We start from the raw sequence: 13,479 nt of genomic DNA, 5'->3' as shown, positions 1-13,479 counted from the left end.
GGCCGTGCTAGGGAAGCGTCACCGCGCGCTCCCCGCCCGACCCGGATGTTTCGATGACCCAACGCATGCAGGACCTGGCCGCGGAGATCGTCCGCCTGCAGGGCGAATTCGACCGCGAGATCGAGCAGCGCCGCCGGGCCCTGGGCTGGGCGCTCAAGGAACAGATCGGTGAGTTCGAACACGGCATCGCCGCCCAGCACCGCAAGCTGCGCATGACCTTCGTGAAGTATTTCGGCGGCACCAGCTGGCCGATCGTGCTCACCTCGCCGGTGATCTATTCCCTGATCGTGCCCATGGTCATTCTCGACGCCTGGGTCAGCGCCTATCAGGCGATCTGTTTCCGCGCCTACAAGATCCCGCGGGTGAAGCGCCGCGACTACATCGCCTTCGACCGCAGCAAGCTCAAATATCTCAACGTGATCGAGTCGCTCAACTGCGCCTTCTGCGCCTATGCCAACGGGGTGGTGGCCTATGTACGCGAGGTGTCCAGCCGCACCGAGCAGTACTGGTGCCCGATCAAGCATGCGGTGAAGATCACCGATCCCCACCGCCGCTATTACGGGTTCCTGGAATATGGCGACGCCGAGGGCTACCGCGCCCGGCTGAAGGCCTTCCGCGACCGGCTGGGGACCGAGTCCCCGCCGACCGCGGCCGATCGCGACGCCTGATCTCAGGCCTTGAAGAAGGCCAGCAGGTCCGGATTGATCACGTCCGGGTGGGTCGAGCACATGCCGTGCGGCAGGCCCGGATAGGTCTTCAGCGTGCCGTGCTTGACCAGCTTGATCGCCAGGTGGGCGGAGTCGGCGATCGGCACGATCTGGTCGTCCTCGCCGTGCAGGATCAGCACCGGAACCTCGATCTTCTTCAGGTCGTCGGTGAAGTCGGTCTCGGAGAAGGCCTTGATGCAGTCATAGTGGGCCTTGGCGCCGCCCATCATGCCCTGCCGCCACCAGTTCTGGATCAGGCCCTGGGAGACCTTCGCGCCCGGACGATTGAATCCGTAGAACGGGCCGGTCGGCACATCGAGGAAGAACTGGGCGCGGTTGGCGGTGAGCGCCGCGCGGAAGCCGTCGAACACCTCGATCGGCAGGCCGCCGGGATTCTTGTCGGTCTTCAGCATGATCGGCGGCACAGCCCCGATCAGCACCGCCTTGGCCACGCGGCCGCCGCCGCCGTACTGGGCGACATAGCGGGCCACCTCGCCGCCGCCGGTCGAGTGACCGACATGGATGGCGGCCTTCAGGTCCAGATGGGCGGCCAGAGCCGCGACGTCGGCGGCGTAGGTGTCCATCTCGTTGCCGGTGTCGGTCTGGCTTGAGCGACCATGGCCGCGCCGGTCATGGGCGATGACCCGATAGCCCTTGCCCAGGAAGAACATCATCTGGGCGTCCCAGTCGTCGGCGGTCAGCGGCCAGCCGTGGTGGAAGACCACCGGCTGGGCGGTCTTGGGACCCCAGTCCTTGTAATAGATTTCGGTCCCGTCCTTGGTCGTGATCGTGCCGCTGCTCATGGTCTTGGTCCCTGTGGTTTGAGGTGAGGCCGCCTGGGCGGTCCGGGTGGACGGCAGGATCGCCGCCGCGGTCAGGCCCACGCCGGCGGCGATGACGCCGCGGCGCGACGCGCCCTGGGGATGCTGGGGTTCCATCTGATCCTCCGTAGACTGATCGCGATAAAAGATATCGCGATAATCAACAGGGCTAAGGGATCACCTGAGGGTTGTCCACGAGAAACTTGTCGCGACACAGAAATTTGTTGGAAGGGCTGAGACACCGGTGTCAGGTTCGCGTGCGAACGATGACTCCGCAGGCGTGGGCGCCTTTTCAGGCGGCGCCGGTGCGGCCCAGGGCCTCGATCAGGTCCTGCACCTGGGCGTTGAGTTCAAGGCTCTGGTCCAGGCTCATGCCCGAGCGTTCCAGCAGGGTGTCGCCCAGGCAGGGGGTCTTGGCCAGGGTGGCGCGGCCTTCGTCGGTCAGCCGCACCTGGACCTGGCGCTCGTCGGCGGGATTGCGCTGGCGGCTCAGCAGGCCCGAGGCCTCCAGCCGTTTGACCAGGGGGGTGATGGTGCTGGAATCGAGCGCCAGGGTCTCGGCTATGCCGCCGATGGTCAGGCCGTCGGCCTCGCTCAGCACGGTCAGCACCAGATACTGCGGATAGGTGATGCCCATCTGGTCGAGCATGGGCTTGTAGACGCGATTGACGGCGATGGTCGCCGCATAGAGCGAGAAGCAGAGCTGGTTCTTCAGCGGCAGGACGGGCGCGGGCACTCAAGAGTCCTTCGAATGGGTCCGGACATCCAGAGTGTCATAAAATCACCTGTCGCGATAATATTTAAGACTCCTCCATCATCGCGCGGGTGATCACATAGTCGCCGTCCAGCCAGGCGATGACCTCGCGGGCGCCCGGATGGTCGAAGGCCCCGAACCGGCGGCGCAGGCGCTCGGCTGATTCCTCCAGCCGGTCGCGGCGAGGTCCTGCAGCCACATCAGATTGCGCAGGGTCAGGTCGCCGAGCTCCTCGCCCAGCACCTCGCGGGCCGCGGCGCGGGTGGAGCGGGCGTACTCATAGGCGTCGCCCTGGGCGTAGCTGTGGGCCAGGGTGATCAAGGGAATCCGCGACAGCACCGGCTGCAGGGCCGGATTGACCGCGTGGCCGGCCAGATGCGGCGCCAGGCTGGCCGGCCGGCCGATCATGCCCCGCACATGCAGGAAGGGGCACATGCGCGGCCCGTCATTGACCGGATAATTGTCCCACAGGATCGGCTTGCGCCGCATCACGCCGGCCACCCGCTCCAGATGGCCGGGGCTGTAGGCCGCCGAGCAGACCTCCTCGCCGGTCCAGAACATCTCGATCGCAGGGTCGAGATCGCGGCCCAGGTCCTCGAGATAGCCGGCGGGCCGGGCGCCGAACACCGCGTCGAGCACCGGATCATCGCTGTAATAGGTGGGGCAGAAGATCAGCCGCTCGGCGCGCGAGCGCTCGGCGATCCAGTGCAGGATCTCGACCTGGTCGCGGGCCAGGCCGTCGACGTCGCCGCGCATGTCGTCGAACAGGATGGCCAGGTCGTGCACGCCCGCGGCGTCCAGCTCGGCCAGCTTGTCGGCCAGCGCCGCCTTCGCCTCAGGGCCAAAGTCCAGATAGAGCTCATAGGGGCTCAGGCCCACGCCGAACCGCACGCCCTCGGCCGCGCAGTGGGCGGCGAGCTTCGACATCTGCGCGTGTTCGGCGGCGGGATGGGCCTCGCGCCAGCGCCGCCGCAGGAAAGGGTCGGCCTTGGGGGCGTAGAGATAGAAGCCGTAGCCGTGGGGCTTGAGCGCGGTGACCTGCTCGCCCGGGCCGTCCAGGACCAGGGGCGGCCGTAATAGCCCTCGATGATCCCCAACTCGACCGTCATCGGCGTCCTCCCCAGGTGGCCAGGCATCTCCATAGCACGGGCTGACAGGGACGGTTCCAGGCCCTATCAGCATGAGCGTGGCCGTCGGGCGGGGGAACAAGACGGGTGCTGTTCAGCTCCATCATCTTCATCTTCTATTTCCTGCCGCTGTTCCTCATCGGCTACTACGCCAGCGGCTGGCGGACCGGCGCCCTGCTGGTCGGCAGCGCGGTGTTCTACACCTGGGGCGAGGGGGCCTATGTCCTGCTGCTGGCCGCCCTGATCGCGGCCAATTGGGCGGGCGCCCTGGCCGTGGCCCGGTCAGGGCGCGGCGCGGGCCTCTGGCTGGGCGCCCTGATCGTCCTCGACCTCAGCGTGCTCGCCTATTTCAAATATGCAGGCTTCCTGGCCCACAATCTGAACGCCGTCCTGCCCGGCGATCCCCTGCCGGAGATCGCCCAGCGCCTGCCGCTGGGCATCTCGTTCTTCACCTTCCAGCTGATCAGCTATGCGATCGACGTGCGCCGCGGCGCGGTGGCGGTCGAGCGCGATCCCCTGAAGTTCGCCGCCTATATCCTGATGTTCCCGCACCTGATCGCCGGGCCCATCGTCCGCTACGCCCATATCCGCGACGAGATGCACGGCGACCGCCGCCGCTCCGGCCATATCGGCCTGGGCGTCCAGTACTTCATCACCGGCCTCGCCCAGAAGGTGCTGGTGGCGAACACCGTGGCCCATCTGGCCAACTTCGCCTTCGACAGGACGGGCCCCCTCGACGGAACCACCGCCTGGCTGGGGGCGGTCGCCTATACGCTGCAGATCTATTTCGACTTCGCCGGCTATTCCAACATGGCGATCGGCCTGGCCTTCATGCTGGGCTTCACCTTCCCGAAGAACTTCGACCACCCCTATGCGGCGGCCTCGATCACCGCCTTCTGGCGGCGCTGGCACATGTCGCTGTCCAGCTGGTTCCGGGACTATATCTACATCCCCCTGGGCGGCAATCGCGGCGGCCGGCTGGCGACGGTGCGCAACCTGATGATCGTCTTCCTGCTGACCGGCTTCTGGCACGGCGCGGCCTGGACCTTCGTGCTCTGGGGCCTCTATCACGGCGCCTTCCTGATGCTGGAGCGGTTCGGCCTCGGCCGGCTGCTGGAGCGGGCGCCGCGCCCGGTCGGCCACCTCTACGCCCTCCTCGTGGTGATCTGCGGCTGGGTGCTGTTCCGCGCGCCGGACCTGCCGCACGCGCTCGCCTATCTGCACGCCATGACCGGCGCCGCCGGCTGGACGCCCCAGGGAATCGGCCTCGTCCGCACCCTCAATCTCGAGGTCGCCGCCGCCCTGGTCCTGGGCGGCCTGTTCGCCGCGCCCCTGGCCCCGGCCCTCATGGCGCGGGCGGGCCGGCCCATGGTCGGCCAGGCCGAGCATCTCGAGCCCCGCCTCGACACCGTGGCGGTCCATGCTGCGCCCGCTTGGCTGCTGGTCGCGGGCTTCGCGCTCAGCGTCGCCATGCTGACCAACGCCAGTCTCAACCCGTTCCTCTATTTCAGGTTCTGACCATGGACGGACTTGACGCCCACTGGCGGCGCCTGATCGGCGCGGTGGTCTTCCTGATGGCGGCGGCCTTCATCCTGCCGGGCCTGATCCAGCCGCCGCCGCTTGGGGAAAACCGCGAGCTGACCCGCCCGCCGCCGCTGCCGACCCGGCTCAGCGACGCCCAGGCCTGGCGCGACGCGGTCGACCAGGCGGTCGCCGATCGGTTCCCGGCGCGGCGCTTCACCATCCCGGCGCTCAACGCCCTGCGCCTGGCGCTTGGGGTGTCCGGATCCGAGCGCGTGATCGTCGGCCGGCAGGGCTGGCTGTTCTATGACAACGGCAGTCATCTGGGCACGGCCCGCAACCTGCCGCCCATGACCGACATCGAGACCCGCGCCTGGCTCCAGGGCCTGGCCGGCCGCACCGAGGCTCTGGGGCCGACGCCCTATCTCGTGCTCACCCCGCCGCTGAAGGAGACGGTGTTTCCCGGGCTTGCGCCCCGCTGGATGGGGACGCCGTCCCCCGATCGGCCGGCCCTGCGCCTGGCCCGGCTGGCGCGCGAGGCCCAGGTCGGCGTGCTGATCTATCCGCATGACGCGGTCGCCGCCCAGGGCCCCCACGCCTATAGCCGGCACGACACCCACTGGACCGGCTATGGCGCCTATGGCGGCTATGTCGAGCTGATGGCCGCCCTCAAGGCGCGGGGCGTGGGCCAGGGGCCCCGTCCGCTCTCCGCCTTCGTCCGCGAGCCCCTGGCCCCCGGCAAGCAACAGGCCGACCTCGCCGGCATGGAGGGGGTCAAGGCCTTCGTGCGGATCGACGCCCCCAGCCTGATCGATCCGGCCGTCCAGGGGCGGACCACGACCACCTGGCTCAGCGACAACCACAGCTGGACCGGCCCGCGGGTGATCGACACCGGCCAGGTCGGCAAGCCGACCCTGCTGCTCACCGTCGACTCCTTCTCCAACGCGCTGCTGCCCCTGCTCTATGGCGACTTCAGCCGGCTGATCGTGGCGCATAACCAGGACGGCGCCTGGCGGCCGGATCTGATCGCCGCCTACCACCCCGACGCCGTGGTGCTCGAGGTCCTGGAATCCGGTCTGCCCAGCAGCCTCGCCCAGGCCCCGCCGGCCTCGCCGGATGCGCTCGATCGGATCGGCGAGGCGCTGGCCCAGGCGCCCTCGACCCTGCGCCCGGTGGGGAGCCTGGCCTCGGCCCTCGATCACGCCGCCCCGGCCGCCTGCAATGTCGAGGCGGCCAGCCTGCAACCGGCCCGACGCGGCGGCTGGCGGTTGAGGACGACGGGCTGGATCGCCGATCCCGGCGCCGGGCCGGGCCTCGCGGCAGGGTTGGCGCGGCTGACGGGCCCGGGCGCAGACCTGGTCGGCGAGCTCAGCGTGAATCTCGAACGGCCCGACGTTGCGGCCGCGCTGCGCAAGCCAGGCGCGCGGCTCAGCGGATATGACCAGGTGCTCGCCAGCCGCGCGCTCGCCCGCGGGGACTATGCGGTCCGGGTCTATCGGCGAACGGCTCAGGGATGGGTCGTCTGCCCCGCCGGCCGACCCCTGGCCGTGCTAGGCTGAACCATGGCCGGAGCCCGGACGTCATGATCAATATCGCCGAGGTCGAACGGGCCGCCTATGGGCGCGCGCCGAACGCCCTGGACCTGGCGCTGGACGCCCTGGGCGCCTTGACCGGTGACGCGCCGGTGCGCGCGGGCTACCGGTCCGCGCCGGACATTTCCGCCACGCGCCTGGCCTATACGCGGCTGGCGGCGGTGTTCACGACCCTGCTGAGCGCGCCGGACCTGGAGATGGAGGAGGCGACGCTCCTGCGGCTCCTCTTCGCCCACCGCGACCTTGTCCGGCTCTATGCGGGCAGTGACTTCGACGGGGCCGAGCCGGGGCTGCTGGCCCTGTTTCCCGAGGGCCTGGCCCAGGCGCGGGGCGCGTCCCGCTCGAAGCTCGCCGCCTATCTGGCCCTGCTCGATCTGGACACCCGCCTGGACATCGATTTCCAGGCCCTGTTCGACCTGCCCCCGGACCTGGCTCTGCTGTCCTATCTGTCGCTGATCATCCAGTCGCCCGTCCGCACCCTGGCCGGGGCGGCCCGACGGGAAGCCCTGCTGGAAGCAGCGCCCCGCATCGAGGGCCTGACCCCCGAGATCCGCCTGCGCGCCATCGTCCTGATCTCCATCGCCTGGATGGATTGCAGCTACGCGTCCGGGCCCCGCAAGCATGCGCTCAAGGCGGTGCTGAACCGCACCTTGCGCCGCATGTGCGACGCCATGGGATTTGAGGATCTGCCGGCCTCGGCCCGCCCGCCGCGCGACAAGCCCCTGATGCTGGTCGCCGCCGAGATCATGCACGCCCGCCATGTGCAGTACCGCTATTTCGGCCAGTACCTGCGTCAGCTGCGCACCCGCTTCCACCTGGTGCTGCTGACCGACAAGATCGAGGTCGACGCCCATGTCGAGGCCCTGTTCGACGAGGTCGTGACCTTCGAGCGCCAGGCCAACGGCGTCCACCTGCCGGAGATCTATGCGCAGTTCCGCAGGATCGCCCCGGACGCGGTGTTCTGGCTCAGCGTGGGCATGCGCCACTGGGGGCCGGTCTTCGCCAATCTGAGGCTCGCGCCCCTGCAGTTCACGGCGATCGGCCACTCGGCCTCCACCTTCTGCCCGACCCTCGACTATTACCTGATCGAGAAGGGCTATGTGTCGGACCCGGCGCTGTTCGGCGAGAAGGTGCTGATGCTGCCCGACGAGAGCCTGAGGTTCGAGCGGCCGCCGGGCGTGGTCTTTCCGCCGCACCAGGTGCGCGAGCGCGCCGATCCAGTGCGGATCGCGGCGCCCAGCAACATGCTGAAGCTGAACCCCGGCTTTCTCACCCTGCTGGCTCGGATCCAGGCGGAGTCGACCCGGCCGGTCGAGTTCCAGTTCTTCCCCAACGCCCGCGGCGGCTCGATCGAGGCGTTCCGGCGCGGCGCGGTGCGGACCCTGGCCGGGGTGACCCTTCATCCGACCCTGAACTACGAGGCCTATCAGGCGGCCCTGTCGGCCTGCGACCTGATCCTCAGCCCCTATCCCTTCGGCGGCCTGCACAGCGTCGTCGACGGCCTACGCCTCGGTCTTCCGGTGGTGGCGATGGAGCGGCCCGAGCCGCATGGCATGACCGACGCCATGCTGCTGCGCATGCTGGACCTGCCGGCCTGGACGATCGCGGCGGACGAGGACGCCTATGTCGCCGCCGCGCTGCGGGTGATCGAAGACGACGCGGTGCGCCTGTCGCTCAGTCGCCAGGCCCTGGCGCTGGATGTCGATCAGCGCCTGTTCGGGGACGCGACGACGCCACTGCGCAGCGAGGTCGTCGATCTGGTCTGGGCGGTCTGGGAGAACCATGCGGCGATCATGGCCAGCGACCTGAAGGCGCTGGAGCTGGCGGACGTGCTGGCCCTAGCCCAGCCCTAAGGCGGCCAGGTCGGCCTCGACCTGGTCGAGCACCGGCGCCCAGTCCCCCGCTGTCTCCTGCCGATAGAGCTTCAGGCTGTCATACCAGGGGGTCGCGTCGCCGCTCAGCCCCCAGCGCCAGTCGACGTCCATGGCGGGCAGCAGCACCCAGCACGGCTTGCCCATCGCGCCGGCCAGATGGGCGACCGAGGTGTCCACGGCGATCACCAGATCCAGGCCCGCGACGATCCGGGCGGTGTGGTGGAAATCCCGCGCCCCGGTCGCCTCGGGTGTGAGATCCCGGCCCAGGGCCGCGAGCCGGTCGGCCGCCGGTCCGCTCAGGGACCGATTGCGGTCATTGGCGTGGCCGGGATTGCCGCGCGTCACCACCCCGACTCCGCCGGTCCGTGGGCCGTCCGCCTCCAGATAGGCGCCGCCCGACAGGGTCTGGCGCGTCACCCCCAGCCGCAGGGGCAGGCTGAAGCTCAGGATCCAGTAGTCGGCCGCGGGCGCCCGGCCGGCGGGCACGCTGGTCAGGATCTTGGCCCCCCGCCCGTCCAGCAGCCGCGCCAGGCTGGCCAGGCTGAAATAGGTGATCTCCGCGCCCCGCGCCCGCAGGTCCGGAAAGAAGCGGGCCAGCTGGATCTGGTCGCCGATCCCCTGCTCGGACAGCACCAGCAGACGCTTGCCCGTCAGGTCCTCGCCGCGCCACTCCGGATAGGGCAGGACCGGCGCCGGGATGTTCAGGCTGGGGATTTCGCGCCGGGCCTCGAACAGAGGCCAGGCCTCCGCATAGCGCCCCTGGGCCAGCCACAGGCGCGACAGGGCGTGGCGCGGAAAGGCGGCGGCGGGATCGATCTCCAGGGCCGCCAGATAGGCCTGCTCCGCCGCCTCGAACCGGCCGAGCGAGGTGTGCAGCACGCCGAGATTATGGTTCGCCCACAGGGGGCGCTCGGCGACCAGGGCGCGGTAGAGCTGTTCGGCCCGCGCGAAGTCCCCGGCCAATTGCGCCGCCGCCGCCGCCTGGAACTGGCTGTCGATCGACATCGGCGGCCTTAGGTCGCCGGAGCCAGGCGGTCCTCGGCCTCGGCGGTCAGGCCGGCCGCGCCCTCCCGCTGCTCGCCCAGATGAGCGCGATTGGCCTCGCGCACCTGGGCGGCGGCCTCGTCGTACAGGAACGGCAGGAAGGCGTAGCGCCGCCCCTTGGTCACCGGGCGGGCCTCGTGCAGCAGGGCGCAGGCGAACACCACCGCGCCGCCGGTCGGCGCCCGGTAGGTCTGAGGTCCGAATTCCGGAAATCTCAGGTCGCCGCCCTCGAAGTCCTCGCTGTTGAGGTTGATCGAGACCGCGAACCGGCGATGGGCCGTGCCCCGCGTGGTGTTGTCCCGGTGGGGGCGGAAGAAGCCGCCCTCCTCGGCGTCATAGCAGGCGACCAGATAGCGCTCGATCCGGGTGGCCTCGAAGCAGAAGGCCTTGGCGATCTCCGGGACCAGCCGCCGGCGCAGGGCGTCGCGCAGTTCCGCCCGCAGGTCCGGCGCCTCGACCAGCACGTCGCGGCGCTTCTTGTAGGGGTCCATCACCGCGACGGTCTTGCCGTCCACGTCGCGCATGACCCCCGAGGCCCGGCCGCCGGTCTGGTCATAGAGGGCGATCAGCCGCCGGCAGAGCTCGGGCTCGAACACCCTGGGCGTGATCAGGGCGGGGGCCGACAGCGGGGTGCGGGCGTGATCCTGCGGCGGGGGCAGGGTGGAAAGCGCGGCGAACAGGCCGGCCTCGGCCCCGACCGGGGCCTTGGCCAGCAACCGCAGGGTGGGATCGAGCAGGACCCAGTGGCAGGTCTGGGCGCCCGCCTCGTCCAGGGCGCCATAGAGCCGGCTGACCGCACCGTCCCGGTCGAGGATCCAGCGCAGGCCGCGCTGATCGCGGACCTGGGCGATGGTCGCCTCGTCGCGCAGCACGGCGAGGGCGGTCAGGGTCTTGTCGTCGAACAGGCCCTGGTGGGCGGCGAGCATCTTCAGCGCCCCGACCCGCGTCGCGTCGTCCAGGGGCAGGAAGCCGATCAGGACGTACTGGCCCCCCAGGCTGGCGAAATCGAAGGCCGGCTGGCTTTCCGTCGGGGCGGTGAACCAGGGGGCGGGCTCGCCACGGGCGAAGTCGGTCATCGCAGGTCTCCGGCCGGATGGCTGAGGCGTCTAGGCCGCCTTGGGCCGCATCACCAGCCACGGCGTCGGCGCGGTGCGCCATTCCCACACCGCCAGCAGGTGGTCCAGGTGGCCGAGCCCGGAGAGCCAGGCGGGCAGGGGCATGGTCTTGCCCTGCTGGTCGATGCGGACGATGTCGTGCGTGGGCGAGAACCGCGCCATCAGCCCGGCCAGGGCGCCGGGCCGGTAGACATCGTGGGTCTCCACGATGATGCTCATCCGCGCCAGGGCCGGGCTCTTGTCGGGCTGCAGGATGTCCAGTTCGGCGCCCTCGGTGTCGACCATCACCAGGCAGCGCTGGTCGGCGAAGGCCTGGAAGCCGTCGGGGGCGAACTCGCCGCCGATCTTCACCCGATCGCTCACCCCGTTCACGGCCGACAGCTGGGCGCAGGCGGCGCGCGCGCGCGGGTCGATGTCATAGGCGTGGACCGTGACCCCGGGCATCATCCGCGCCAGGCCCACGGCGTAATAGCCTTCAGCGCAGCCCACATCGATCACGCAGTCCAGGCCCTGGGTGGCGAAGGCGGCGATGTCGGCGTGAAGCTCGCACTCATAGGTGCCCAGCAGCCGCGGGATCAGCGCGCCTTCGGTCGCTTCCTTGACATAGGTCATGCCCTGGAACGGACCTTGTAGGATGGTCTGGCCGTGGTGCTGGAAATAGGTGTTGGCGATGATCGCCGATCGCCACTTGGCCATCAGCCGCAGGACGTTGTTGAGCTCATCGATCGAGTCGAGCGGCTTTTCGTCCGCGACCCTTTGCTTGAGCATCGTCGCGACGGTCTGGTTTATGTTCATCGGGGAACTATCCGGGTTGGCCAAGCGCGATCAAGCCAAATGGCGATTTGACCGGTCCGACTCCAGAAAGGTCTTACGCCGTGCCGCCCAGCCTGTTTGAACGGCCCGAGGGGCGGATGCTGGTGGCGCTCGCCGTCGGCCTGCTGATCGGCGTCGATCGCGAACGCCGCAAGGGCGAGGGCGGGGCCAGGGGCTATGCCGGCCTGCGGACCTTCGCCCTGGCCGGCCTGATCGGCGGGGGTGTCGGCCTGCTCGGCCAGCCGCTGCTGACGGCGGTCGCCGGCCTGATGATCGGGGCGGCGGTCCTGACCGGCTATCTCCTGGGCGAGCGGCGCGATCCGGGCCTGACCACGGAGGTCGCCTTCTTCGCCACCTTCCTGCTGGGGGTCATCGCCGCCAACCGCCCGGTCCTGGCCGGAGAGGCGGGGGTGGTGGTCGCCGCCCTCCTGGCCTGGCGCACGCCCCTGCACCACCTGGTCCGCGAGAGCCTGAGCGAGCAGGAGTTGCTCGACGGCCTCAGCTTCGCGATCGCGGCCCTCGTCGTCCTGCCCCTGCTGCCCGATCGCGCCGTGGATCCCTGGGGCCTGATCAATCCCTTCCTGTTCTGGCGGCCGGTGGTGGTGCTGATGGGGCTGAGCGCGCTCGGCTATGTCGCCCTGCGCCTGGCCGGGGCGCGCTATGGTCTCCTGGTGGCGGGCCTGGCCGGGGGCCTGATCTCCTCGACCGCGACCATCGCGGCCATGGCCGGCCGCGCCCGCGGCGACGCGCGCCTGGTCCCCTCCGCGGCGGCGGGCGGGGTCGCCTCCATGCTCTCCAGCCTGGCCTATCTCTGCGCCCTGGTCGCCGCCGCCCGGCCCCAGCTGATGATCATCCTGGCCGTGCCGATGGCGGCCGGCGGGCTGGGCATACTGGTCTACTCAGCCCTCCTGGCCCGTCGCAGCGTCGGGGCGCTGGAGGAGCGGGTCGATCCGGGACGGGCCTTCAATCTCAAGGTCGCCCTCACGTTCGTGGTGCTGGTCACCCTGTTCACGATGCTGGCGCGGGGTCTGGACCTGTGGCTCGGCGAGGCCGGGATCCTGGCGGGCGCGGCCCTGACCGGCCTGGTGGACGCTCACGCCGCGGCGGTGTCCATGGGCGCGCTTGCGCTCAGCGGGGCGGCCTCCGACCGTGCCGCGGCGACGGGCGTATTGCTGGGGCTTTCGACCAACATGCTGGTCAAGGCCCCGACCGCCTTCGTGCTCGGCGGCCGGGCCTATGGGGTGCGGGTCAGCCTCGGGGCCGCGGTGCTGCTGGCCGGCCTGTGGGCGGGCGCGGTCCTGCAGGGCGGCGGGTTCGGTCTCTAGGCCGCGGGGCGGGGCGCGAAACGGGCGCGAAACCGCTCCACCACCACCGGCGCCAGGGCCGCGGCGATGCCGCCCGTATCGGCGATCAGGTTGTTCCAGGCCCGGTCGTGGGGCAGGCCGCGCAACACCTGCAAGAGCTCGAGCGCCGCGGCGAACACCACATAGCCGACGCCGATGCGCCGGATCTGGACGCGCGGCATCGCCGCCGCCCCGGCGATCGCCGCAATGTAGAAGGCCGCGAAATGCTCCAGATAGTGCGAGTGCAGCACCTTGGGCAGCAGCCAGCCCGGGGCGATGATCGCGATGAAGATGGCCAGGGCGGTCACGCCAAACGCCAGTCGGGCGCCGACGGCCAGCAGGCCGGTGTCGGGATAGGGCTGAATTGGCTCGGTCGTCATGGCTCGGTCGTCGGTGCTGCGGCGCCGGGTCGATCCGACGCACGCCCATCTAAGCCTCCCGCGCCGCCGGGCGCCAGGGCGTGGGGAAATCCTTCGGGAATCATGCGAGGTTCCCACCATGTCCAGTCAGCCCGGCCTGCCGGAATTCGACCTTCCGATGATCTTCGGCGACCAGGTGGCCGGCCTCGGCTTCCAGGCCGGGACCTTCCGCGTGGCCCTGGCGGCCAATGTCACCGACGGCCAGGGGCGCGAGCATCTGGTGAAGTCGGGGTTCCTGATCCTCAGCCCCGACGGCATGCTCGAACTGCGCAGCCAGATCGATCAGATGCTGATCGAGCTCGAGCGCAAGGGCGTGCTCAATCTGCGGCCTGAGCGCCTCGACGGCTGA

Annotated in this window: 13 protein-coding genes; 6 read left to right on the top strand and 7 right to left on the bottom strand. The window is 70.1% G+C overall.

Features of this window, described 5'->3' with window-relative positions:
* Positions 1–53 precede the first annotated feature (53 nt).
* Complete coding sequence (locus tag MQH10_RS11335; RefSeq protein ID WP_242564167.1) at positions 54–668, top strand: hypothetical protein; 615 nt, start codon at positions 54–56, stop codon at positions 666–668.
* Positions 669–670: 2 nt separating this feature from the next.
* On the opposite strand, the gene MQH10_RS11330 is transcribed toward MQH10_RS11335, so the two are convergent.
* From MQH10_RS11330 to MQH10_RS11320, 3 genes are all read right to left on the bottom strand, one after another.
* Positions 671–1,510 carry an alpha/beta fold hydrolase gene (locus MQH10_RS11330; protein ID WP_242564251.1) on the bottom strand — a complete coding sequence of 280 codons (840 nt, stop codon included), beginning with the start codon at positions 1,508–1,510 and terminating at the stop codon, positions 671–673.
* A gap of 310 nt (positions 1,511–1,820) precedes the next feature.
* Positions 1,821–2,264, bottom strand: a complete 444-nt coding sequence (locus tag MQH10_RS11325) for a MarR family winged helix-turn-helix transcriptional regulator (RefSeq protein ID WP_242564166.1) — start codon at positions 2,262–2,264, stop codon at positions 1,821–1,823.
* 93 nt (positions 2,265–2,357) lie between these two features.
* Complete coding sequence (locus tag MQH10_RS11320; RefSeq protein WP_242564165.1) at positions 2,358–3,464, bottom strand: beta-N-acetylglucosaminidase domain-containing protein; 1,107 nt, start codon at positions 3,462–3,464, stop codon at positions 2,358–2,360.
* Positions 3,465–3,496: 32 nt separating this feature from the next.
* Here MQH10_RS11320 and MQH10_RS11315 point away from each other — a divergent pair, with 32 nt between their 5' ends.
* From MQH10_RS11315 to MQH10_RS11305, 3 genes are read left to right on the top strand one after another with little or no spacing between them, the layout of a single operon-like run.
* On the top strand, positions 3,497–4,927 hold the full coding sequence (locus tag MQH10_RS11315; RefSeq protein ID WP_242564164.1) for an MBOAT family O-acyltransferase: 1,431 nt from the start codon (positions 3,497–3,499) through the stop codon (positions 4,925–4,927).
* Positions 4,928–4,929: 2 nt separating this feature from the next.
* Positions 4,930–6,489 (top strand): alginate O-acetyltransferase AlgX-related protein, encoded by a 1,560-nt coding sequence (locus MQH10_RS11310; RefSeq protein WP_242564163.1) that lies wholly within the window; start codon positions 4,930–4,932, stop codon positions 6,487–6,489.
* 23 nt (positions 6,490–6,512) lie between these two features.
* Positions 6,513–8,375, top strand: coding sequence for a tetratricopeptide repeat protein (locus tag MQH10_RS11305; RefSeq protein ID WP_242564162.1), 1,863 nt, complete (start codon positions 6,513–6,515; stop codon positions 8,373–8,375).
* Here the strand turns inward: MQH10_RS11305 and MQH10_RS11300 are convergent.
* The 3 genes from MQH10_RS11300 to MQH10_RS11290 are packed head-to-tail and all read right to left on the bottom strand — an operon-like array spanning position 8,361 to position 11,350.
* A complete protein-coding gene (locus MQH10_RS11300) occupies positions 8,361–9,401 on the bottom strand; it encodes a tetratricopeptide repeat protein (RefSeq protein WP_242564161.1) in 1,041 nt (346 codons plus the stop codon). The genes MQH10_RS11305 and MQH10_RS11300 overlap by 15 nt on opposite strands.
* 8 nt (positions 9,402–9,409) lie before the next feature.
* Positions 9,410–10,516 carry a 2OG-Fe(II) oxygenase gene (locus tag MQH10_RS11295; RefSeq protein ID WP_242564160.1) on the bottom strand — a complete coding sequence of 369 codons (1,107 nt, stop codon included), beginning with the start codon at positions 10,514–10,516 and terminating at the stop codon, positions 9,410–9,412.
* 30 nt (positions 10,517–10,546) lie between these two features.
* Positions 10,547–11,350, bottom strand: coding sequence for a class I SAM-dependent methyltransferase (locus MQH10_RS11290; RefSeq protein WP_242564159.1), 804 nt, complete (start codon positions 11,348–11,350; stop codon positions 10,547–10,549).
* 80 nt (positions 11,351–11,430) lie between these two features.
* On the opposite strand from MQH10_RS11290, the gene MQH10_RS11285 reads away from it, so the two are divergent.
* Entirely contained in the window at positions 11,431–12,693 is a 1,263-nt protein-coding gene (locus MQH10_RS11285) for an MgtC/SapB family protein (RefSeq protein ID WP_242564158.1), read from the top strand.
* Here MQH10_RS11285 and MQH10_RS11280 read toward each other — a convergent pair.
* A complete protein-coding gene (locus tag MQH10_RS11280; protein ID WP_242564157.1) occupies positions 12,690–13,091 on the bottom strand; it encodes a hypothetical protein in 402 nt (133 codons plus the stop codon). The genes MQH10_RS11285 and MQH10_RS11280 overlap by 4 nt on opposite strands.
* A 118-nt stretch (positions 13,092–13,209) precedes the next feature.
* Between MQH10_RS11280 and MQH10_RS11275 the strand changes: the two genes are divergently transcribed.
* On the top strand, positions 13,210–13,479 hold the full coding sequence (locus tag MQH10_RS11275; protein WP_242564156.1) for a hypothetical protein: 270 nt from the start codon (positions 13,210–13,212) through the stop codon (positions 13,477–13,479).

The organism is Phenylobacterium aquaticum (genome assembly GCF_022695515.1).
Lineage (GTDB): Bacteria > Pseudomonadota > Alphaproteobacteria > Caulobacterales > Caulobacteraceae > Phenylobacterium > Phenylobacterium aquaticum.
This window is presented reverse-complemented; position numbering and strand designations above follow the sequence as displayed.